This window comes from Bacillus pretiosus (assembly GCF_052947655.1).
Map to the genome: position 1 here is coordinate 3,455,003 of NZ_CM129593.1, position 20,976 is coordinate 3,475,978.

A 20,976-nucleotide genomic window follows, 5' to 3' on the forward strand; every position below is an offset into this window, starting at 1 on the left:
CGTTTTGTGTCCTTCTTGTGAACTCATCGTGAAATCCAATTAAAAAAATACTCTTATCTAACATTGTAGACAAGAAAAGTATTTTTTGTACATTCCACCTACAAAAGAGAGTATAAATTTGCTATATCCCAAAGCCAAAGCGCATAGTAATTTAAAGGTTATTCTTCAAATTTGTAACCCACTCGAATAACAGTACCGATATGCTTCGCTTTATCTCCTAGCTTATTTCGTAGTTTTTTAATATGAGTATCAACCGTTCGGTCATCACCGTAGTAATCATATCCCCATAACTGATCTAATAAATGTTGACGTGACAACACAATTCCTTTGTTCTCCATTAAATAGACAAGAAGTTCAAATTCCTTATGTGTCAATATAATTTCTTCTCCATCTACTAAAACGGTTCTAGATAGACGATTCACTTCTATTCCAGCTAAAGACATAGCATTTTCTTCCGCTACTCCTACCACACCATCCGCGCGTTTTAATAACGTCTTCGCACGAGCTACTAACACTTTCGGGCTGAAAGGTTTCGTTACATACTCATCTGCACCTAATTCGAACCCTAGTAGGGTATCATCCTCATCTGAACGTGCTGTCAACATAATGATCGGTACTGCTGATTCTTTTCTAATTCGTCTACAAACAGACCATCCATCTATTTCTGGTAACATAATATCTAACATAATTAAATCAATTTCATGCTCTGCAAATAATTCTAACGCTATTTTTCCGTCTTCTGCTTCGATTACTTCAAAGCCTTCATTACGAAAATAATCACTAACGATTTCACGTAATCTTCTTTCATCTTCAACAAGTAATACTGTTTTATTCATATAATCTATCCCGCCTTTTTACTCTTTCAATCGAATAATACGTTGATTGGAGCTTCCGCGAAATGGAAGTGTTAAATCTTTTTTCTCGATTTCAAACCTTCCATCGACTAAAACATCCCCATAATGTAACAACTCTATCATATCATTATTTTGAGAACTCTGTATCTCTTCTAACGTATAACCTGTATACATCCATAGATTTTTTTTCAAGTCTTTCACAGCTTTTGCTACCTTTTTCACTTCAGCAGCTTGGAAGAATGGATCTCCACCTGAAAATGTTACATCAGTTAATGAATTACTTGCAATCTCGTTCACAATTTCTTCTACTGTCATTTCAGTTCCATTACAAATATTCCACGATTTTGGATTATGGCAACCGAAACAACGATGCGGACAGCCCGCAAAAAACACGACTGTCCGCAACCCTTCCCCATCTACTACACTATCATGAATGATGTTCATCACTTTCATTTATGCTTCACCCGATCCATCTCTTCACTACGTTTCGCACTATTCCACTTCGACATATCTCCTACAAGATAACCTGTTATACGGCGAATTCTTTCTATATTAGCTTCGTCTTCATTTCCGCAACTTGGGCATTCATTTCCAATAACTCCGTGATAACTGCAGCACTTACAACGGTCAACAGGATGATTAATTGAACCGTATCCAACGCCATGATTTGCCATCGCTCGTACAATTTGTTTTAACGCCTGTTTGTTATGCATAGCTGCTCCGTCTAGCTCAATATACGTAATATGTCCCCCGTTACATAGAGCATGGAAAGGTCCTTCTAAACGAATTTTATTTATCGCTTGAATGCTATAGTAAACTGGGATATGGAATGAATTCGTATAATAATTATGGTTCGTTATACCGCTAATCACACCAAATTCTTCTCTATCTTTTTTCACAAACTTCCCTGATAACCCTTCTGCAGGAGTTGCAATTACTGAGAAATTCAGTTCATGTTCTTCCGTTGCTTTATCCATTCTATCTCTCATAAAGGAAATGATTTCATATCCGAGTTTCCATGATTCTTCATCTTCTCCATGATGCTTTCCTGTTAAAGCTACTAAACACTCCGCAAGACCGATAAAACCAAGACTTAACGTCCCTTGCTTTAAAATGGATGCTACAGAATCTTCAGGCTGTAACTTCTCTCCACCGCGCCATACACCTTGTGAATATAAAAATCGAAAATCTCTTGCTCGCTTCGTACATTGATACTCAAATCTCTCTAATAATTGCTTAATCCCTAAATCTAAGTAATAATTTAACGCTTCAAAAAATGCTTCTTTTGAACCACTAATTAACGCTAATTTCACTAAGTTGATAGACGTAAATGATAAATTGCCTCTTCCAATCGCTGTTTCTTCTCCATGTATGTTAGACATGACACGGGTACGACATCCCATATAACATACTTCACTTTCCGGTCGTCCGTCATAATGCACTGCATTAAATGGCGCATCTAAAAATGAAAAGTTAGGGAATAATCGTTCAGCCGTTGTCTCTAACGCTAATTCAAATAAATCATAGTTCGGATCACATTCTTCAAAGTTCACACCTTTTTTCATTTTAAAAATTTGAATCGGAAAAATTGGTGTTTCTCCTTTACCAAGACCAGCTTGTGTCGCTTTTAAAAGTTGTCTAACTAATAACCGTCCCTCTTTTGATGTGTCTGTTCCATAATTAATAGAAATAAACGGTACTTGTCCCCCGCCCCTACTGTGCATACTATTTGAATTATGAACGAAAGCTTCACACGCCTGATACGTATCATTTTCTGTTTCTTTCCATGCAAATTCTTCTATTTGTTCTTTCGTAAGCGGATATGACTGTAATCGTTTCTTATGTCTCGCTACTGTTTTTCTCACATATGGAGCTAAATCAATATCAAAGAGTGCAAATGATTGACCACCGTGCTGCATATTTTGATTCGCCTGAAAAATAATAGACGAAAGAGCCAATGCACTTTTAATATCCTGCGGTTGTCTCATATGCCCATGTCCGGTATGAAAACCGTCCGCAAGCATTTGCGCTAACGGAATTTGCGAACAAGTCGTCGTTCCTGTCGCATAAAAATCTAAGTCATGTGGATATAATATATTTTGATTTATCGCTTTTTTCACTTGATCTGACAATAAATTTTCAACTGCATAATATTTCGCACTCTCTGATGCGAACGTTCCCATTACTCCCATTGGAGAGCGACCATCTACATTTGCATTTTCTTGCATTAAATCTTGCTCACTACCGTGGACAATCGTCTCAAACACTCTCATTAATTCTTCTCCACGTACATTTCGTTGTAACATTTATAACCCTCCACCAATATGTTGTTGTCTTTTGATTAAAATGTTACTACATATAGTCTTGGTGTTTCTGTGAGAAATGTAACATTCCTGTGAAATTTTTTTCACGAAATAATGAATTTTTCATTTACAAAAAAGAAATGTGCTCTTTACAAATGTATGGTACAATATACGGGAAAAACTCTTTTTACCCTTTATCAACACATTTGAATAAAGGAGACTGAACTTATGGTTATTACATATCTTTTATTTATCGTTGCCTACTTACTTGGCTCGATTCCATTCGCACTAGTCGTTGGAAAAATCGGCTACGGAATCGATATTCGTGAGCACGGAAGCGGTAATCTAGGCGGAACAAATACATTCCGCACACTAGGGAAAAAAGCAGGTTTTATCGTTACAATTGCTGACATTTTAAAAGGTACATTAGCAACAAGTCTACCGATTATTTTCGGTTTAGATGTTCACCCACTATGGTTCGGATTAGCAGCTGTTCTTGGACATGTTTATCCGATTTTCGCGAAATTCCGTGGTGGTAAAGCTGTTGCAACTTCTGCTGGCGTGCTATTATGCTACTCTCCAGTTGTTTTTGCAATATTAGCTGTTGTCTTTTTCAGCCTTTTATTTACAACAAGATACGTATCACTTTCTTCTATGGTAACAGCCATCGTTGCTGTTATTGCATCCATTGTTAGCGGGGATAAAATCTTCATTATTGCGATGTGTTTATTAGCAGGTATGGTTATTTATAAACACCGTGCAAATATCGGACGAATTATAAATAAAACTGAACCGAAAGCAAACTTTTCAAAAAAGCAAAAATAAGATCGTAACCCACATAACGCAAAAAGAAAACGTGAAGCATATTAATAGCGTCTTTTTGCGTTATTTTTTATACTAAAGAAAAAGCAACATAATTTGGAGGAACTATACATGAATCTTTCCGTAACAAAAGAAGCAGCACAATGGTATAAAAACGAATTAAACTTACAATCGGGTGAAACACTACGCCTTTTCGTACAATACGGCGGTTGCAGTACTGTGCAAAAAGGACTTTCTTTAGGTATTCGTAAAGATGATCCTGCACATCCTGCTGTTCAAACTCAAGAAGAAGGTATTAACTTCTTTATTGAAGGCGATGATGAGTGGTTCTTCGATGGACATAATTTAGCTGTTACATTTAACGACGGTGATGATTTCCCGCAATTTAATTATGAAAAATAAAAAAGCGTGGCTTCTGCCACGCTTTTTTATTTTTTCTTAATTTCCTCATATTTCGCATACCACTCTGGATATAACTTTTTAAATGATACAGGCCTGAACCCTTCTTTTTTCACGCAAATATTCGTCGTGCTTGCAGTAATGCAAAGTTCACCTTCACCGTTATATATTTCATAACCATATACAACGCGAAGCGGACTAACAGTATCAATCCACGTTTTCACAATTGCTTTTTCTCCGTAACGCATCGCTTTACGATATGAAATTTGCAAATCTAACACAGGAGAAATAATTCCCTCTTTCTCCATTTCAACATATGAAAATCCTAAATCTTGTATAAGTTTCGTGCGACCTAGTTCAAGCCACACCAAATAGTTTGAATGGTAAACAACACCCATTTGATCTGTTTCCGCATAACGGATTTCAACTTCATGTTCTGCTACAAACATATGTATTCGCCTTCTTTCACTTCTGCTACCTTGCATACATTTAATCATAATACAGTGACATCAAAAATAAAATAAAAACAGTGAATCTTTTACTGAAAGGAGCAAGCATATGATTCAAATTGTAACTGTTCGTAGCGGTGATAGCGTATATAGCTTGGCATCAAAGTACGGATCAACACCTGACGAAATAGTAAAGGACAATGGACTAAATCCAGCTGAAACACTCGTTGTAGGTCAGGCACTAATCGTTAATACGAAAGGGAATAATTATTATGTACAGCCTGGCGATAGCCTATATCGCATCTCTCAAACATATAACGTACCTCTCGCTAGTTTAGCTAAGGTTAATAACTTATCTTTAAAATCCATTCTCCATGTTGGACAGCAATTATATATACCAAAAGGGACAAAACGCGCAGTAGAATCCATCGCTTATTTACAACCTTCAACAATACCAATAAAAGAAAGTTTGGTTAACGCTACGCGTGCCATTAATCCATTTTTAACATATTTGGCTTACTTCAGTTTCGAGGCAAAAAGAGATGGTACGTTAAAAGAACCAACTGAAACAGCTAAAATCGCTAATATTGCAACGCAAGGCAAAACCATCCCGATGCTCGTTATTACAAATATTGAAAATGGAAATTTCAGTGCCGATCTAACATCGGTTATTTTACGCGATGCATCGATTCAAAACAAATTTATTACTAACATTTTACAAACAGCTGAGAAGTACGGTATGCGAGACATTCATTTTGATTTCGAGAGTATAGCACCTGAAGATCGCGAAGCGTATAATCGTTTTTTACGAAATGTAAAAACACGCTTACCTAACGGATACACATTGAGTACAACGCTTGTACCGAAAACAAGTTCAAATCAAAAGGGAAAATTTTTCGAAGCTCACGATTATAAAGCACAAGGGCAAATTGTTGATTTCGTCGTCATTATGACATATGACTGGGGTTGGCAAGGCGGGCCACCGATGGCTATTTCTCCTATCGGTCCTGTAAAAGAAGTACTTCAATATGCAAAATCTCAAATGCCTCCCCAAAAAATTATGATGGGGCAAAACTTATACGGATTCGATTGGAAACTTCCGTTCAAACAAGGCAATCCGCCTGCAAAAGCAATTAGCTCTGTCGCAGCTGTCGCACTAGCTCGTAAATACAATGTCCCCATCCGCTATGATTTCACAGCTCAAGCTCCTCATTTTAATTATTTTGATGCAAATGGTGTTCAACACGAAGTTTGGTTTGAAGATTCACGGTCTGTTCAAAGCAAATTCAATTTAATGAAAGAACAAGGTATAGGCGGTATTAGTTACTGGAAGATTGGCTTACCATTCCCGCAAAATTGGCGTTTACTCGTTGAAAATTTTACGATTACGAAAAAGGGCTGACATAAGTCAGCCCTTTTTGACTATTAAAAAGCCGTCACAAAAAGAAGAATGACAACATTCTCTCTTTTTTAACCGTTATCAACAATCGGTTGTTTGCCTGTTTGGTCTTGCATTTGCTTTCCTTTATTGCCACCAGCTTTTTTTGATTGTGTTCCAATATGATTCGGTGCAAAGTCTTTTGAATTCTTTTTCGGATTACCCATTACTATCGCCTCCTTAACACTAGTATCGTACTAGTGTTAAGAATTATTCAGCTTGCTTAAAAAGTTGCATTTCATAACGTTTTTCAATACGCTCTTCAATGCGATCGATTGCATCACGATCACTTAATAATTGTTGTTTATTTTCTTTCACAAGTTCGTCAAATGATTTACGGCGACTTCTTCTCATGCTGTTCACCCTCTCTCCTTCGCATTCTTACTATACATAGTATGAGCAAATGAAAAACTCTTTAATCAGATTTGTAAGAAAATTTTATGTTTTAGTACTCCTAAAAAAACTCCGTGCACAACTTCTTGTACACGGAGTTTTTTATACCATTATATTTAAATATTCTTTTAGCTTTTCATCTGCATTCATTTCACTTTGTTTATACTCACTTAGCGCTTGCAGTACGAAATCATAATGTCCTAAAATATAACTTTCTAATTTCAGGACATCCTCTAAGCTATTAAGCATAATTCTCGTATTACCAACTTCACTTTTTAACGCGGGTTCACAATTTAAACTCGTACATATTTCTTTCACATCATCTTCTAATATCTCTGTTAATACGTATTTCTTTCGCCCTTTTACTTTTACTCTCATAACTGGATAAAAAGCTTTTATATCTAAATAGCTTCCTACATTCATACAACGAATCCATTCGATATCACGTTTATTTCGTACAAGTATCTTTTTTACTGCTTCATATACTACTGTTTCATCAAGTACTTCTGTATTCGATTTCCTGTTTGTTTCTTCTTCAATAGATGCACATTTTTGGTAAACAGCTGCACAAGTAATACAATCATCAAATGCATTATGAGAACTTAAACGAATGCCAAGCATTCGCTTTAACGTTTCAAGTTTATGATTAGGTGCGTGCTTCATATATTTCTTCGCTAAAAACACAGTATCAATTACTTTATTTTGAGGTTCAGACAGCCCAAGCATATTTACATTACTTTTTAAAAAACGCATATCAAAAGATGCATTATGAGCGACAATAACATTTGTATGTAAAAATGCTAAAAATAAAGGTAATACTTCTTCAATCGTCGGTGCATCTGAAACACGATAATTTGTAATACCTGTTAAACTCGTTATTCGGTCCGGAATTGAACGCTCTGGATTCACATAGGAAACAAATTGATCTACTAGTTCATGATTACGATATTTCACTGCTGCTACTTGAATAATTTTATCATTATAAGGGTTAAATCCTGTTGTTTCAAAATCAATTACAACATAATCTAACGGTAAGGATATATTCCCCACTCCAAACACTCCTTTACCTCTAAACGTTTATATTTCTTTTATCATAACATGCTGCTATCACTACGTGAAAAAGAAAAGGCAGAAATGGTAACTTTCCACCTCTACCTTTTCACCATTATTTTAATTTAGCAATCCGTTTCTCCATCTCTTTTTGCGTCATCGGTCCAATAAACTTATCTTGAATGACACCTTTCGTATCTATAAAATACGAAGTTGGAATCGTAATTACTTTATACGCTGTTGTCACATCAATGTTCTTGTCCAATAAAATAGGAAAAGTAATTCCTTTTTCTTTTGCAAAATTGCTTACCTTTTCTACTCCCCCGCCCTTTTCTGAAGGCGTATAATTTATTGCTAAAATTTCTACATTTTCTTTATGTTCTTTATAGAAAGCCTCCATATCCGGCATTTCTTGCTGGCAAGGTCCACACCAAGTTGCCCAAAAGTTTAAAATCACTTTCTTTCCTTTCAAATCTGATAACTTTACATTCGTTCCATCTAACTTCGTTAATTCAAAGTTTGGCGCACTCTTCCCTATTTCAATACCATTACTTGCAATCATCTCTTTCATAGCAGCTTCACTTTTTTCTTGCTCCCCTTGTACCGCCTGGTCTTTTTTACCAAACTGTTCATAAGCTGCATATCCCGCTAAACAAAGTAACACTACAATAATCGTAAGCTTCCGCCACATTTTATATCACCCTAACGTATTTATCTTCTTATTAACCTAATTACCCAAATACTATATACCTTATTTTAGCTTATACGGACAAGCTTGGAAATATTCACAGTCAAAATAATTAGAATATTCTTATTTAAAGTGAAGTTTTTTTCCTTTTTATCATATAATTAGAAAAACAGATGAGGTGTTTTATCTTCTTATTGACCCACTTACCTATTTACTCTCGTAGTTATATAACCTTCAACAAAAGGGGGATTGTTTATGAATTCATTCGAAAAAACAACATTATATATTCTTAGTTTTCTTTTATACCCAATCGGCATTATTACATGGATCATTTCACTCTTTAGTAAAGATCTTGAAAAAAAGAAAGTAGGGCGTATTTGTCTCTACGTCTCTCTAGTCTCATTCGTCCTTTTCTTAATTCTCGGAATTGCAACTTTCCTTATGACTGCTACTTTTAACGTTGATCTGAATCACTCCGAATCTATCGAGTATCAAATAAATGATGCTGAATAAAGATAAGAGCAGTGCTCTTATCTTTATTCATATCTCTGTAAAAACGAATGACTATTTATTAATTTTTCAGGACTTCCACATGCAACAATACTTCCTTCTCTCATTATAACAACACGATCTGCTAGTATCGCTTTCTCTACATCATGTGTTGCCACAATTCTCGTGACCCCTCTTCCTAATCCTTCTATCATATTCCAAACAGTTTCTTGATTGCCCGGATCTAATCCCGCAGTCGGTTCATCTAAAATAATAAGATTCGGATTTGAACCAATAGCGCGTAATAATGCAAGACGTTTTCTTTCCCCTCCAGAAAACTCTTCCCCGCTTTTATGTAGTACAGTTTCAATCCCCCTAGGTAAATCACTAATAATCGGTTTCACATTTACAAGTTCCATATTTTTTTCTAACTGATTTTCTAGATACTTTCCCCCGAAATACATATTCTCTTTTACTGTCGTCCGAAAGAAACGAGGTTCTTGCCACACTGTCGTCATACGAGCCACATTACCATAATAAACAATGTTACCGTTAGATGGTTTATACAACCCTATCATTAATTTTAAAAGTGTCGTCTTTCCTGCACCACTTTCTCCTACAATCATAACGAGTTCACCAGGATTAATTTGCAAATCAATATTATGAATTCTGCATTTCTCTTCATTACTCTCCTGAAATGAAACATTTGTTACCGTTATCCCCATCGCTTTTTCCACCTTACTATTTGCCACTCGTTTATCTAAAAAGGAAAAAACTCTATTTGCCGAAGCAACTGCAACTTGTGTCATCATTAATAAATCGCCAACGTAGCGGACTGGAAAAAAGAGCATTTCAATTGTGGCTAACACGGCAACAATTGAACCAACTTCCATTTCCCCCTTCATTATTTTCTGCACGCCTATAATGAGAACAACGATATATGCCCCTGTTTCAATCACGGTTCCAACTACTCCAATGCAATGTTGCATCATCGTCTTCTTTACTTCTGTTTTATAAGATTGTGCCGCTACTCCCTTAAATAAGCGAATGGCCCATTTTTCTTTTTGCAAACTACGTAAATCTTGTGCTCCTTTTACAAACTGTGACACCATCTCTACAACACTTGATTGATTTCTTTGAGCAATGCTGGCGATATTTCTTACCTTTTTCCCCATCAACATCGGAACCGTTGCACTTAAAAATAAAAACGGAGCTACCCACAATATGAACTTTATATCTATATGTTGTAGTGCTATGATTGCGCCAATAAATTGGGCAATAGCATGTATATATTCTATTAATATAGATCCATATAATCTGACCCAGTTCGGAATATCAGACACAACTAATGTCTCTAACTCTCCTCCCTTAATCTTCTCACTCTCTTCAAACGGTAATGAGAAGAAATGACGCAATACATCTATACGCTTCTCTCGTAATATTCGCTGACTAGCTTTTGAACTTACATAATCAAATGAAAGATTGTTCACCCACATCAACAAGCGGCTAGCTGCAAACAAAGTAATGTAAAGATACACCTCCTTTAACTCTCGTTGAATAAGGTTATCTACAATTAATCCCATTAAAAGCGGTCTAGATAAATTCAAAATAGCAGCGACTATCCCGCTACAAATCGCACTAATTAGCAATAGCTTTTCTTTTAATAACGGCAACATGATTCTTCTATACTCATTCATTGTTATTCCTCCAATTTTTTTATAAGAAAAGAAAAGGAAAGGGATGAAACCAAATGGTTTCATCCCTTTCCTTTTTGTTTGCTCCTATTAATTTTTAAAATTTTATCTGTAATGCTTCTACAAATGATCTATTAAATGCCGATTTTCATTTCTTTTCTTATATAATTTTCATTAAAATCGCAAGTGTATTTATTGTCATATGAACAACAATAGGAACAATTAATCTATCCGTTTTCACATATAAAAAAGCATATACCAACCCTGCTAAAGTATAGGGAATAACACTTGCTAGCTCCATATGAAGCAATGCAAATACAAGAGATGTAATTAAGCAAGCAATGTAGACATTTGTTCGTTTTCGTAACGTATCAAGAATGATTTTTTTGGTTAAAATCTCTTCCATTATTGGAGCGAAGATTGCAATGTTCACTATTAGAAATGGAAATGATATAAATTTAGTTTTTATCACTTCTGAGTGTTCTGAGTTAGGATTCATATTAAATACAGCAATAGTTATTATTCCATAAATAGCCTGGACTAAAAAATAAATAAGAACACCGTAGATACACCATAATATCGTTTTTTTAGGGGGATAAGCATTAGAAGAAACTCTTTTAATATCAGGTTTCATCAATATTAATATTACAATACAAGCTAAAAAATAACCTAAGATCCTACCATAAGCATCGGCCGCTTCCATTGTTAAATTAAATAAATTTATAAATATCGGTTCGAATAAATAAATGGACAAGTAAAGCAATATGTAAGTAATTATGAATCCCCAATACCTTTTGTTCATATCCCACCTCTTTTGCAGCAACTATTATTTTTAATTTCTTTTTTTATTTAAAAAACATCTTATCACCTGAATATTCCTTCTATTTAATTTTACCATCAACATGAGATATGTAACTTTAATTCTCCCTTAATTTCACAAAACACTTTCGTCTATCTCACATTAACTAGCAATAACTTTTCCACTCGAAGGTCTTTAAATATGCCGTTATTTTTTCATATTAAAAAGGGATGAGAAACTCTCATCCCTTTTTAATATATACATTCAACAAGTATCGTTGAATCTTTTAGTTCGACACTTTAGACTCTTCAATTTTCTCACGAAGAACCATTTGCAGAATACCACCGTGACGGTAGTAGTCAATTTCTACTTCACTATCGAAACGAGCTACTACTTCAAATTGTTTTTCGTTGCCATCTGCATCAGTTGCAACTACTTTTACAAGATCGCGTGGTCTAACTGTTTTGTCAATTTGAATTTCAAATGACTCGTTACCAACAAGACCTAACGTTTCAGCGCTTTCGCCATCTTTAAATTGAAGTGGTAATACACCCATTAATACTAAGTTACTACGGTGAATACGTTCGAAGCTTTCTGCGATTACCGCTTTAATACCTAATAAGTTTGTACCTTTCGCAGCCCAGTCACGAGAACTTCCCATACCGTAATCTTTACCAGCAATAACTAGAAGGCCTGTGCCATCTTCTTTATATTTCATAGCAGCATCATAGATTGATGTTACTTCACCAGTTGGCCAATATGTTGTGTATCCGCCTTCTGTTCCTGGTGCGATTTGGTTTTTAATACGGATGTTCGCGAATGTACCACGCATCATAACTTCGTGGTTACCACGACGAGAACCGTAAGAGTTAAAGTCAACAGGTTGTACGCCGTTTTCTAATAAGTAGCGTCCTGCTGGTGTATGCTTACCAATTGAACCTGCTGGTGAAATATGGTCTGTCGTTACAGAGTCTCCAAATTTACCAACTATGCGTAAATCTGATAACGTTTCAACTTCACCTGGCTCTTTAGATAATCCTTCAAAGAACGGTGGGTTTTGAATATAAGTTGAATCATTATCCCAAGTATATAAAGCTTCATTTGAAGTTTGGATTTCATTCCAGCGCTCATTGCTGTTAAATACTTGTGCATATTCTTTCTTGAACAGTTCAGATGTAACAACGTTTTGAACTACATCTTCAATTTCTTTAGCTGATGGCCAAATGTCGTTGAAGTAAACAGCATTGCCATTTGCATCTTTACCGATTGCATCATTTTTCAGGTCAATATCAACAGTACCTGCAAGTGCATATGCCACAACAAGTGGTGGTGATGCTAAGTAGTTTGCTTTTACAAGTGGATGAATACGACCTTCAAAGTTACGGTTACCAGATAAAACAGATGTTACTAATAAATCGTTTGCTGCGATTGCTTCTTCTAATTCCTCTGCTAACGGACCAGAGTTACCGATACAAGTCGTACAACCGTAACCAACTGTTTGGAAACCTAATTGATCTAAATATGTTGTTAAACCTGATTTATCTAAGTATTCAGTAACAACTTTAGATCCTGGTGCTAATGATGTTTTTACGTACTCAGGTACTACAAGCCCTTTTTCAATTGCTTTCTTCGCAACTAGACCTGCCCCAATTAATACGTATGGGTTGGATGTATTTGTACAGCTTGTAATTGCAGCGATTGCAATTGCACCTGTTTTCATCGTTACTTCTTTATCTTCTAATGTAACCTTCACTTCTTTATCGAACTCTTGCTCATTAAATCCAAGTCCTTGTGTTCCAACTGGTGCTACAACAGCTTTATGGAACGCATCTTTCATATCTGAAAGTGGAATTAAATCTTGTGGGCGTTTCGGTCCAGAAAGGTTAGATTCGATTGTATTTAAATCAATTTCAACAAGATCAGTGTAAATTGGATCTTTGCTGTCTGCTGTATAGAATAAACCATTTGCTTTACAGTATTCTTCAACAATGCGAATTTGCTCTTCATCTCTACCTGTTAAACGTAAGTATTCTAATGAAATATCGTCAATTGGGAAGAATCCACAAGTTGCACCGTATTCTGGTGCCATGTTTGAAATTGTTGCACGGTCAGCTAAAGGCATGCTCTTTAGTCCATTACCGAAGAACTCAACGAATTTACCAACTACACCTTTTTGACGTAATACTTGTGTTACTTTTAATGCAACGTCAGTTGCTGTAGTACCACTTGGAAGTGTACCAGTTAATTTCACACCGATTACTTCAGGTACTGGGAAGTATGAAGGCTGTCCAAGCATTCCTGCTTCCGCTTCTATACCACCAACGCCCCATCCAAGAACCCCGATACCGTTAATCATTGTTGTATGTGAGTCTGTTCCAACTAATGAATCTGGGTATGCAACTAAGTCACCTTCAGCATTTTTCACAGCATGAACAACTGGTGCTAAATATTCAAGGTTTACTTGGTGTACAATACCTGTAGCTGGTGGCACTGCGCGATAGTTATCAAATGATTTTTGTGCCCAGCTTAAAAATTTATAACGTTCTTCATTACGTTTAAACTCTAAGTCCATGTTGAATGCAAGCGCGTCTGCCGTACCCGCTCTATCAACCTGTACAGAGTGGTCAATTACAAGGTCTACAGTAATTTCTGGATTAATTTTATCAGGATCCCCGCCCATATCTGCCATTGCTTTACGAAGCGAAGCCAAATCTACAACAGCTGGTACACCAGTGAAATCTTGTAAAATTACACGAGATGGTTTAAATGGAACATCGATATCTTGCACATCTTTCGTTCCCCATTTCGCTAAATTTGTAACATGCTCTTCTGTAATTACACGTCCGTCTACTTGACGAAGTACTGATTCAAGTAAAACTTTCACGGAATATGGTAATTGAGATACGTTGCCAACCCCTGCGTTTTCAAGCGCTTTCAAATCATAATAATGATACGTTTTTCCATCTAATTCAAAAGTTGCACGTGATTGAAATGGATTATGTTTGACCATTATGTTTCCCCCCTGTTAAACGTGACTAAGTTGTCTGAATATAAAATGTAGACAAACTTTTCAATACCTTACGATAATATCTTATTACAACTTTCTAAATAAGTAAATAATAAGAAACTTATAGATTATCATAAGTTTTCTTTATGTTTCTAAATTTGAATAGTGTTCACGCTCCTTATGAATACTATTACCATAAAGTAAAGTGCTCTATTAGTGCTTTACTTACAGTTCATACATACTATGAACTGCTCATCATTCAACATACAAAAAAAGTTATAGAGGTGAAATAAAATGGGTAAAAGAAAAGCAAATCATACTATTTCAGGAATGAATGCGGCATCTGCACAAGGACAAGGTGCTGGTTATAATGAAGAATTTGCAAACGAGCCTTTAACTCCAGCAGAGCGACAAAATAATAAAAAACGTAAAAAGAACCAGTAACGAAAAATCCCAAAAGGTCCATTTCCTTTTGGGATTTTTTCTAATGTTTATAACGTAGTAATTCTGAAACCGTTACAAATCGATATCCTTGTTTTTTCAGCTCAGGTAAAATTTTTGCTAATGCTGCTACTGTTTGACTACGATCATTTCCTCCATCATGTAACAATACGATATCTCCACTTTTAGCATTTTTTACTACATGATTTACAATGGATTCAACCCCTGGATTTGCCCAATCACGCGGGTCTTGATGCCACGACCATAGAACAGTTTGATAACCTGCTTCTTTCGCTGTTTTAAATACAACATCGTTAATATATCCGCCAGGTGGACGGAATAGTAAAGGTTCTTTCACCCATTTTTCGAAAAATTTCTTTCCATCTAAAATATCATTTTCTAATTTTTCATCCGATGAATTACTCGCATATAAATGATTCATCGTATGATTTCCAATTTCATGTCCCTCTTTTAACACTTGTTTCACTAAATATGGATTACGCTGAACTCGAAATCCAATCATAAAAAATGTTGCTTCTGCTTTATATTGACGTAATAAATGTAAAACTTGCGGTGTATAAGTTGGATCTGGGCCATCATCAAATGTAATGGCAATAATCTTTTCATTATTAGGTACTTCCCACGTTACATAGCCAGTTGGTTCTAGCTCTTTTCTGAGCAACATTTTCGCTTCCACTTTTTCAACTTGAAATATATGTAATGCGCATAATAAACAAAAAACGAATAGAAAAATCTTCTGTTTTAGCATAACGTTCGTCAAAGTAATAAGGTTGTCGAATACACAACAATCTCATTTACTTTTCTAATTGATCTACATTTCGCATAATGTTTTGGAGATTATTTTCGTATTGCTCAAGTTGTGGGCGTTGTGTTTCTGAAGCTACCTCTAACGCATTTTGAATTTGTTCATACGCTTCCTGAACCTCTTGGCGTAACTCTTTTAAATCATGACCGTAGTTTGGATCATTTTTTACAATGTTATTAAATGCGTTTTCTGCTTGTGTAACTCCTTGCTGCGCTGCTTGAAAAGCTTGTTGTTTATCTTTATGATATGGCATTATATAATCCCCTTTCCATAATAGTTAGTCCCATTTATCTTTACCTTTTTTTCTAAAAACATTCTCGTATAAATTTGCAAACTTCTCTCATTCTAAAGAGAAAGAGGAGGTGTCACATACAATGGGAAAAAACAATCGTGAAGCGAAAGAAAAAAAGGGACAACCTGAACCATTAAGCGGATCTCATAAAGTAAAAAACCGTAACCATTCACGCCAAAAAAATCATGCACATCATGATATGTAAAACAAAAGGCTCACACTAGCTACCTTTGCCACATACAATGTTTATATTTTTCCATTTATTCTTCACCCCTACTTCATTCATGCATAACATAGTATGAATTGAGATTTTACGGAGGGTGTCTTACATGGGCAAGAAAAAGAAGGATTGTCTTTTTCATGTTGATGGTTTCGAAGAATGGATGGATCAATTTTGTTCTGATTCTTGTAGTAACTTTAGTTTCCCAAATCAAATTCATATTGACCTTTGTGAAACTGAACAAGAATACATTTTGGAAACAGATGTACCAAATGTATCCGAACAAAATGTAGTTATTAAAAAGATGGAGACAGGCCTAAATATTTGCATACTTCATAAAAATATTTCTTTGCAGCGGATCATCCCTTTACCCGCTACTATTATTTATAAAAAGATGCTAGCCTGCTTAGAGAATGGATATTTAGCCATTCATATTTCCAAAAATGAAGTTGCTAATAAACATGAAGAAAAAGTTCTTTTTCAAATTGAGAATTAAAATAAAGTAAAGCTTTAATCAATGGGTTCTTACTGCCCGCAAATAGCGGGATAAATACAAAAATAAGCCCCAGTCATCTGCTGGGGCTTATTTTATTTCGCATCTAATTCTAAATTACAATTTCTATCATATCTTTTTTTCAATAAACCTTTTGTAACTACAAGTACAGGAAATGCTACAGTTGAAAATATAGCTAGTGCTGAAAATACTACAAACCCATTTTGATACCCGTAGTAATCGAGAAGCACTCCTCCAAACCATGGACCAATTACTGCTCCAATCCCTGAAAATCCCATTGCTCCAAAATATGTTCCTTTTAAATGTGAAACAGCTATATCATCAATAAATACATCCGTCATGGAAAACATTAAAACTTCTCCAACTGTAAAAATAATTGTACAAATAGCAGCACCTAGCATAGATTCTGCTATTCCAAATCCAAACAACCCCCCGCTCACAAATAAAGTTCCAACCATAATTGATGTTAACGGTGTATACTTTTTACATATTTGAATAACAGGGTATTGAATTACGACTACAACAATCGCATTTAAAGCTAACATATACGAAAACAATGTCACTCCATCCTGAAATATATGTGAATTCGCAAAATATTGAGATACTGTTGTCGTTAAGTGTGAAAAGCCACAATTACTCAAAATAATACCGACTAAAGCAACTAAAAATACGACATCCTTTCGCAATATACGAACTGCATTTAACATTGTGACAGGCTTTTCTGTATTTACTTTCTTTTTTTCAATTGGATACTTCTTAAATTGGAATGCTAATATAGCTGTATATAGAATATATACTCCAGCTGCTACTAAAAAAGGAATTGTAGATTTTGCACTTCCAATCTGTAATCCGACAAGTGGGCCAATCGCTACTCCAACATTTATTGCACCGTAACGCAAATTATATACGAGTAAACGATACTCTGGTTTCGTTTACTCTGATAATAATGCTCTTGACGTCGGCTCAAAAAAAGACCGACATAATCCATTCAAAGCATTTAATAAAAAGAAACTTAAAACATGATTTGCAAATGAAAAACCTATAAATACAAACACCCAAACGATCATGGACCATATTATAATCATGTTTCGGCCGAATCGATCCGATAAATTCCCTCCGATAAAACTAGCAAACACTCCAACAAGTGCACTCGTTCCGATAATAGCACCCGTCATTCCAGCTGATACACCTTTAACAGTCGTTAAATAAATTGCTAAAAAAGGAATACTCATTGACGTGGCGAACCTCGCAAATAAAGTCCCTATTATAATTGTCATTCCTAACGGATGAATATTTTGTAACTTCCCTTTCATCGTTAAACCTACTCTCCCTGTTCTTACAAAAAAAAGAAAGCAAAGGATCTGCTTTCTTTTCCCTTTTTATACTTGAGCTGTTGATACCCGAGCTGTTCTCGTTATATCCATATCTATGCCATATGTAAACTGTAATTCTTTACAAACATCTTTAATTAAAATTGCAACATTATACTTCTCATTAAATTGTAAAACGATATTTTCTACTTCTTCATATGTATACTTATACTCCCCTGTAATGACACTTTTTAAATCAAAGCATTCATTTATACAAAGTTGCACAAGCAGCTGATCATATTTCTCTATTACATCTTCTTTCTTCCACAGTACCTCTTTTACATATAACCGATCAAACTTCACACTTTCTCGATTACAATCCGTTAAAATCCGGGTCATTTCATTTAATTCTCGATACAATTCAGAAATATTTTTGCTTAAACTAAGCAGTTTATCTACGCCGTTTTCATATAACATATTCATTCCACCCCCGCATTTTCTTCTTATTATAGCAAGAAAATTCTAAAAATAGTTTCTTTCTTCTGAAATATTAGGAAACTAATTTCGATTGCTTTACAATGAAACTAGTGAACACGAAAGGGGAAAGAAAATTGGAGCAAAAATTATATTACACTGACGCTTATAAAAAAGACTTTACTACGAAAGTCATAAAGCAAGATTATGATAAAGACGGTAACTTATACGTTGTTTTAAATGAAACAGCATTTTATCCGACAGGTGGCGGGCAGCCCCATGATACTGGAACTTTAAATGGAATTGCTGTACTCGATGTTAAAGAAGTCAATGACGAAATCCGCCACTTCATTACCGAACAATTACATACAGAAGAAGTAGAAGGTAAAATTGATTGGGAGCGCCGTTTTGATCATATGCAGCAACATGCGGCTCAACACATTTTATCTGCTGCTTTTTGGGACCATTTTAACATACCTACGATTGGATTCCACCTTGGTAAAGAAACGGTAACAATTGATTTAGAAACAGAAAATCTTCATGCAGAGATAGTTGAAAAGGCAATACAAATTGCAAACAAAATTGTTTTTGAAAACCATCCAATCCGTACCCTGTGGATGAATTTAGAAGAAGCGAAAACGTTACCTCTTCGTAAAGAACCGACTATAACAGAAAATATACGTGTTGTTATAATTGAGAACTTCGACTACAACGGCTGTGGCGGAACGCATCCGAAACGTACAGGTGAAGTAGGTCCTATTCAAGTACTAGGGTGGGAGCGCAATAAAGGTGGCATACGATTAACGTTTATCGCTGGTTGGCGCACACTAAATTTAATGGGCCAACAACTACAAATTATGAAAGATGTTTCTAAACAATTAAACAGTAGCGAGAGTGATATCCCAGCAAAAGTAGCACAACTTCTTACTTCTCAAAAAGAAAATGAAAAAGCAATACAAACAATGAATGAAAAATTATTATTTGCAGAGGCAAATGAACTAGTTCAACAGCCTACGGAAATACATGCCGGCATACTTATTTCTAAAGTATTTACAAATCGTTCTATGCAAGAAATCGCAAAGCTTTCTGCCATTATTACAGAACAACAAGAGCATGCCATTACATATTTCGTTATTGAAAATGAGGACAAACTACAATGCATCCTCGCTTGTGGAAAAACAGTCACGCTCGATATGAATGCTCTTTTAAAAGAGGCACTTCCTACAATTGAAGGAAAAGGTGGCGGAAATAAAAAGAGTGCTCGCGGCGGCGGAAAAGCGGTTATGACCGGGGACGAATTTTTAAATCAACTTGTTTCTTCTTTACAGTCAGAAGTGTAAAACATGTTTATGAAGGATAGCTAACTGCTATCCTTCAACTATATTTACAAGCCTATATTTTGTTTCAAGCCTTGATAACTCCCTGCACTTGCAAAACCTTCACTTATAAGAGTTATAAAAGTTTCCGAAAAACCATATTGACTTAAATCTTTAATCGGTACCATTTGCACATCTTGAATTGGATTATGATCAAACTCATTAGAAGGTAGCGTAATTTCACCTTCAATCCTTTCAAGCAGAAACGTAATATGTAATAAAGATGGACTAGCATCTGGTTTATCACAAACATAGAGTAGCTTCTTAATTTTAACTTCTAATCCTGTTTCTTCTCTCATTTCTCGAATCATCGCTTCTTCTAACGTTTCACCATTCTCTACCCTTCCCCCAGGTAAAGACCAATTGCGATTAGCAACTTTTTGCTTTACTAGCAATACTTTTTCATCTTCAATTAAAATTCCCGTAACACGAACTTGCATTACACTTTCCATATGTAATCTCCTCTTCCCGTTATATTTACAAATTAATCCTTCCACAAAAAGAACATACGTTTTATAATTAAAGAAAATTATGGAAGAAAGAAGTTGTTACATCTATGCGTCCACCTTTAACAAAGTCTATATCACTTGAAGATTTCCAAAACTTTTATTGGTTAAAAGCAGAACTCCAAACATTTTGTCGTGAGCATGGTTTGCCAGCTAGTGGCTCTAAGATTGAAATAACCGAGCGTATCTCACATTATTTACATACTGGTAAAATATTAAAAAACAACTCTCGTCAAAAGGTGAGTAAAGCTTCCCTCTCTTATAAAGAACTTTCTCTTCAAACGATTATTACTAACAATCACCGCTGCAGCGAAGAAGTTCGTGCTTTTTTCAAAGAAAAAATCGGAGCAAACTTCCGCTTTACAGTAGCTCTTCAAAAGTTTTTTAAAGAGAATGTCGGAAAAACATATGAAGACGCGCTAACGTTTTGGTATGAAGAAAACGAACGAAAAAAAGATCCTACATACAAAACAACTATTAGCGCGCAGTTTGAATACAATCGTTTCACTCGCGACTTTTTCGAAGATCCAAATAACAAAGGGAAATCAAAAGCTGATGCTATCGCTGCTTGGAATGAAATAAAAGCAAAACCTGGTAGCAATGCTTATGTTCCTCAAAAAGTAGAAAACTAG

Annotated in this window: 24 protein-coding genes and 1 pseudogene; 9 read left to right on the forward strand and 16 right to left on the reverse strand. The window is 35.4% G+C overall.

The genetic code is table 11. From position 1 onward, the window contains the following. Positions 1-158: 158 nt before the first annotated feature. Genes ACU8YW_RS17635 through ACU8YW_RS17645 form a run of 3 tightly spaced genes read right to left on the reverse strand, consistent with a single transcriptional unit; the run spans position 159 to position 3,160 of the window. Entirely contained in the window at positions 159-836 is a 678-nt protein-coding gene (locus ACU8YW_RS17635; protein ID WP_001044675.1) for a response regulator transcription factor, read from the reverse strand. 18 nt (positions 837-854) lie between these two features. After that, the gene (gene nrdG / locus ACU8YW_RS17640; RefSeq protein WP_000867068.1) at positions 855-1,307 is read right to left on the reverse strand and encodes an anaerobic ribonucleoside-triphosphate reductase activating protein; all 453 of its coding nucleotides are present in this window, start codon (positions 1,305-1,307) and stop codon (positions 855-857) included. Continuing rightward, complete coding sequence (locus ACU8YW_RS17645) at positions 1,304-3,160, reverse strand: anaerobic ribonucleoside triphosphate reductase (protein WP_087982126.1); 1,857 nt, start codon at positions 3,158-3,160, stop codon at positions 1,304-1,306. The genes nrdG and ACU8YW_RS17645 overlap by 4 nt, the downstream gene beginning before the upstream one ends. A gap of 225 nt (positions 3,161-3,385) precedes the next feature. Here ACU8YW_RS17645 and plsY point away from each other — a divergent pair, with 225 nt between their 5' ends. Both plsY and ACU8YW_RS17655 read left to right on the forward strand, forming a co-directional pair. Next, positions 3,386-3,982 carry a glycerol-3-phosphate 1-O-acyltransferase PlsY gene (gene plsY / locus ACU8YW_RS17650; protein ID WP_088122826.1) on the forward strand — a complete coding sequence of 199 codons (597 nt, stop codon included), beginning with the start codon at positions 3,386-3,388 and terminating at the stop codon, positions 3,980-3,982. 108 nt (positions 3,983-4,090) lie between these two features. After that, positions 4,091-4,381 (forward strand): HesB/YadR/YfhF family protein, encoded by a 291-nt coding sequence (locus tag ACU8YW_RS17655; protein ID WP_001054448.1) that lies wholly within the window; start codon positions 4,091-4,093, stop codon positions 4,379-4,381. 26 nt (positions 4,382-4,407) lie between these two features. On the opposite strand, the gene ACU8YW_RS17660 is transcribed toward ACU8YW_RS17655, so the two are convergent. Beyond that, entirely contained in the window at positions 4,408-4,827 is a 420-nt protein-coding gene (locus tag ACU8YW_RS17660) for an acyl-CoA thioesterase (RefSeq protein ID WP_446893985.1), read from the reverse strand. Positions 4,828-4,936: 109 nt separating this feature from the next. Here ACU8YW_RS17660 and ACU8YW_RS17665 point away from each other — a divergent pair, with 109 nt between their 5' ends. Then, positions 4,937-6,229 carry a glycoside hydrolase family 18 protein gene (locus tag ACU8YW_RS17665; RefSeq protein ID WP_426934054.1) on the forward strand — a complete coding sequence of 431 codons (1,293 nt, stop codon included), beginning with the start codon at positions 4,937-4,939 and terminating at the stop codon, positions 6,227-6,229. A 68-nt stretch (positions 6,230-6,297) separates the two neighbouring features. Here the strand turns inward: ACU8YW_RS17665 and sspN are convergent, their stop codons facing one another. The 4 genes from sspN to ACU8YW_RS17685 all read right to left on the reverse strand — a co-directional run bounded on the left by sspN (position 6,298) and on the right by ACU8YW_RS17685 (position 8,399). Next, complete coding sequence (gene sspN, locus ACU8YW_RS17670) at positions 6,298-6,432, reverse strand: acid-soluble spore protein SspN (protein ID WP_000527987.1); 135 nt, start codon at positions 6,430-6,432, stop codon at positions 6,298-6,300. Positions 6,433-6,475: 43 nt separating this feature from the next. After that, on the reverse strand, positions 6,476-6,619 hold the full coding sequence (locus ACU8YW_RS17675; protein ID WP_001254698.1) for an FbpB family small basic protein: 144 nt from the start codon (positions 6,617-6,619) through the stop codon (positions 6,476-6,478). Positions 6,620-6,760: 141 nt separating this feature from the next. Then, positions 6,761-7,708, reverse strand: coding sequence for a 3'-5' exonuclease (locus tag ACU8YW_RS17680; RefSeq protein ID WP_426934055.1), 948 nt, complete (start codon positions 7,706-7,708; stop codon positions 6,761-6,763). A 115-nt stretch (positions 7,709-7,823) separates the two neighbouring features. Continuing rightward, entirely contained in the window at positions 7,824-8,399 is a 576-nt protein-coding gene (locus ACU8YW_RS17685) for a TlpA family protein disulfide reductase (RefSeq protein WP_000269060.1), read from the reverse strand. A 252-nt stretch (positions 8,400-8,651) separates the two neighbouring features. On the opposite strand from ACU8YW_RS17685, the gene ACU8YW_RS17690 reads away from it, so the two are divergent. After that, positions 8,652-8,909: a hypothetical protein gene (locus ACU8YW_RS17690; protein ID WP_046954569.1), complete on the forward strand. Its 258-nt coding sequence runs from the start codon at positions 8,652-8,654 to the stop codon at positions 8,907-8,909. A gap of 23 nt (positions 8,910-8,932) precedes the next feature. Here the strand turns inward: ACU8YW_RS17690 and ACU8YW_RS17695 are convergent, their stop codons facing one another. The 3 genes from ACU8YW_RS17695 to acnA all read right to left on the reverse strand — a co-directional run bounded on the left by ACU8YW_RS17695 (position 8,933) and on the right by acnA (position 14,388). Next, on the reverse strand, positions 8,933-10,645 hold the full coding sequence (locus ACU8YW_RS17695) for an ABC transporter ATP-binding protein (RefSeq protein ID WP_446893986.1): 1,713 nt from the start codon (positions 10,643-10,645) through the stop codon (positions 8,933-8,935). Between the two features lie 94 nt (positions 10,646-10,739). Further along, positions 10,740-11,381: a CPBP family intramembrane glutamic endopeptidase gene (locus ACU8YW_RS17700; RefSeq protein ID WP_426934057.1), complete on the reverse strand. Its 642-nt coding sequence runs from the start codon at positions 11,379-11,381 to the stop codon at positions 10,740-10,742. Positions 11,382-11,664: 283 nt separating this feature from the next. Beyond that, positions 11,665-14,388 (reverse strand): aconitate hydratase AcnA, encoded by a 2,724-nt coding sequence (acnA, locus tag ACU8YW_RS17705; RefSeq protein ID WP_048544062.1) that lies wholly within the window; start codon positions 14,386-14,388, stop codon positions 11,665-11,667. A gap of 291 nt (positions 14,389-14,679) precedes the next feature. Between acnA and sspO the strand changes: the two genes are divergently transcribed. Beyond that, the gene (gene sspO / locus ACU8YW_RS17710; RefSeq protein ID WP_000518053.1) at positions 14,680-14,829 is read left to right on the forward strand and encodes a small acid-soluble spore protein SspO; all 150 of its coding nucleotides are present in this window, start codon (positions 14,680-14,682) and stop codon (positions 14,827-14,829) included. 40 nt (positions 14,830-14,869) lie between these two features. On the opposite strand, the gene pdaB is transcribed toward sspO, so the two are convergent. Beyond that, the gene (gene pdaB, locus ACU8YW_RS17715; RefSeq protein ID WP_097908063.1) at positions 14,870-15,595 is read right to left on the reverse strand and encodes a polysaccharide deacetylase family sporulation protein PdaB; all 726 of its coding nucleotides are present in this window, start codon (positions 15,593-15,595) and stop codon (positions 14,870-14,872) included. Positions 15,596-15,641: 46 nt separating this feature from the next. Beyond that, positions 15,642-15,905, reverse strand: coding sequence for a hypothetical protein (locus ACU8YW_RS17720; RefSeq protein ID WP_001146295.1), 264 nt, complete (start codon positions 15,903-15,905; stop codon positions 15,642-15,644). A 121-nt stretch (positions 15,906-16,026) separates the two neighbouring features. On the opposite strand from ACU8YW_RS17720, the gene ACU8YW_RS17725 reads away from it, so the two are divergent. Both ACU8YW_RS17725 and ACU8YW_RS17730 read left to right on the forward strand, forming a co-directional pair. Continuing rightward, a complete protein-coding gene (locus ACU8YW_RS17725) occupies positions 16,027-16,149 on the forward strand; it encodes a small acid-soluble spore protein P (protein WP_000517650.1) in 123 nt (40 codons plus the stop codon). Positions 16,150-16,273: 124 nt separating this feature from the next. Further along, positions 16,274-16,660, forward strand: coding sequence for an Hsp20/alpha crystallin family protein (locus tag ACU8YW_RS17730; RefSeq protein ID WP_048544065.1), 387 nt, complete (start codon positions 16,274-16,276; stop codon positions 16,658-16,660). 92 nt (positions 16,661-16,752) lie between these two features. Here ACU8YW_RS17730 and ACU8YW_RS17735 read toward each other — a convergent pair. Then, a pseudogene (locus ACU8YW_RS17735) lies at positions 16,753-17,991 on the reverse strand (MDR family MFS transporter). Positions 17,992-18,057: 66 nt separating this feature from the next. Then, the gene (locus ACU8YW_RS17740) at positions 18,058-18,465 is read right to left on the reverse strand and encodes a hypothetical protein (protein ID WP_000965140.1); all 408 of its coding nucleotides are present in this window, start codon (positions 18,463-18,465) and stop codon (positions 18,058-18,060) included. A gap of 134 nt (positions 18,466-18,599) precedes the next feature. Here ACU8YW_RS17740 and ACU8YW_RS17745 point away from each other — a divergent pair, with 134 nt between their 5' ends. Continuing rightward, a complete protein-coding gene (locus ACU8YW_RS17745) occupies positions 18,600-19,802 on the forward strand; it encodes an alanyl-tRNA editing protein (protein WP_179861945.1) in 1,203 nt (400 codons plus the stop codon). 44 nt (positions 19,803-19,846) lie between these two features. Here the strand turns inward: ACU8YW_RS17745 and ACU8YW_RS17750 are convergent, their stop codons facing one another. Then, positions 19,847-20,290 (reverse strand): NUDIX hydrolase, encoded by a 444-nt coding sequence (locus tag ACU8YW_RS17750; protein ID WP_088064192.1) that lies wholly within the window; start codon positions 20,288-20,290, stop codon positions 19,847-19,849. 104 nt (positions 20,291-20,394) lie between these two features. On the opposite strand from ACU8YW_RS17750, the gene ACU8YW_RS17755 reads away from it, so the two are divergent. Beyond that, on the forward strand, positions 20,395-20,976 hold the full coding sequence (locus ACU8YW_RS17755) for a DUF6434 domain-containing protein (RefSeq protein WP_097908057.1): 582 nt from the start codon (positions 20,395-20,397) through the stop codon (positions 20,974-20,976).

Excerpts from the sequence above, each read along its gene's own strand:
- ACU8YW_RS17635 (WP_001044675.1), bottom strand. The coding sequence starts at position 836 with ATGAATAAAACAGTATTACTTGTTGAAGATGAAAGAAGATTACGTGAA.
- nrdG (WP_000867068.1), bottom strand. The coding sequence starts at position 1,307 with ATGAAAGTGATGAACATCATTCATGATAGTGTAGTAGATGGGGAAGGG.
- ACU8YW_RS17645 (WP_087982126.1), bottom strand. The coding sequence starts at position 3,160 with ATGTTACAACGAAATGTACGTGGAGAAGAATTAATGAGAGTGTTTGAG.
- plsY (WP_088122826.1), top strand. The coding sequence starts at position 3,386 with ATGGTTATTACATATCTTTTATTTATCGTTGCCTACTTACTTGGCTCG.
- ACU8YW_RS17655 (WP_001054448.1), top strand. The coding sequence starts at position 4,091 with ATGAATCTTTCCGTAACAAAAGAAGCAGCACAATGGTATAAAAACGAA.
- ACU8YW_RS17660 (WP_446893985.1), bottom strand. The coding sequence starts at position 4,827 with ATGTTTGTAGCAGAACATGAAGTTGAAATCCGTTATGCGGAAACAGAT.
- ACU8YW_RS17665 (WP_426934054.1), top strand. The coding sequence starts at position 4,937 with ATGATTCAAATTGTAACTGTTCGTAGCGGTGATAGCGTATATAGCTTG.
- sspN (WP_000527987.1), bottom strand. The coding sequence starts at position 6,432 with ATGGGTAATCCGAAAAAGAATTCAAAAGACTTTGCACCGAATCATATT.
- ACU8YW_RS17675 (WP_001254698.1), bottom strand. The coding sequence starts at position 6,619 with ATGAGAAGAAGTCGCCGTAAATCATTTGACGAACTTGTGAAAGAAAAT.
- ACU8YW_RS17685 (WP_000269060.1), bottom strand. The coding sequence starts at position 8,399 with ATGTGGCGGAAGCTTACGATTATTGTAGTGTTACTTTGTTTAGCGGGA.
- ACU8YW_RS17690 (WP_046954569.1), top strand. The coding sequence starts at position 8,652 with ATGAATTCATTCGAAAAAACAACATTATATATTCTTAGTTTTCTTTTA.
- ACU8YW_RS17695 (WP_446893986.1), bottom strand. The coding sequence starts at position 10,645 with ATGAAACCATTTGGTTTCATCCCTTTCCTTTTCTTTTCTTATAAAAAA.
- ACU8YW_RS17700 (WP_426934057.1), bottom strand. The coding sequence starts at position 11,381 with ATGAACAAAAGGTATTGGGGATTCATAATTACTTACATATTGCTTTAC.
- acnA (WP_048544062.1), bottom strand. The coding sequence starts at position 14,388 with ATGGTCAAACATAATCCATTTCAATCACGTGCAACTTTTGAATTAGAT.
- sspO (WP_000518053.1), top strand. The coding sequence starts at position 14,680 with ATGGGTAAAAGAAAAGCAAATCATACTATTTCAGGAATGAATGCGGCA.
- pdaB (WP_097908063.1), bottom strand. The coding sequence starts at position 15,595 with ATGCTAAAACAGAAGATTTTTCTATTCGTTTTTTGTTTATTATGCGCA.
- ACU8YW_RS17720 (WP_001146295.1), bottom strand. The coding sequence starts at position 15,905 with ATGCCATATCATAAAGATAAACAACAAGCTTTTCAAGCAGCGCAGCAA.
- ACU8YW_RS17725 (WP_000517650.1), top strand. The coding sequence starts at position 16,027 with ATGGGAAAAAACAATCGTGAAGCGAAAGAAAAAAAGGGACAACCTGAA.
- ACU8YW_RS17730 (WP_048544065.1), top strand. The coding sequence starts at position 16,274 with ATGGGCAAGAAAAAGAAGGATTGTCTTTTTCATGTTGATGGTTTCGAA.
- ACU8YW_RS17740 (WP_000965140.1), bottom strand. The coding sequence starts at position 18,465 with ATGTTATATGAAAACGGCGTAGATAAACTGCTTAGTTTAAGCAAAAAT.
- ACU8YW_RS17750 (WP_088064192.1), bottom strand. The coding sequence starts at position 20,290 with ATGGAAAGTGTAATGCAAGTTCGTGTTACGGGAATTTTAATTGAAGAT.
- ACU8YW_RS17755 (WP_097908057.1), top strand. The coding sequence starts at position 20,395 with ATGCGTCCACCTTTAACAAAGTCTATATCACTTGAAGATTTCCAAAAC.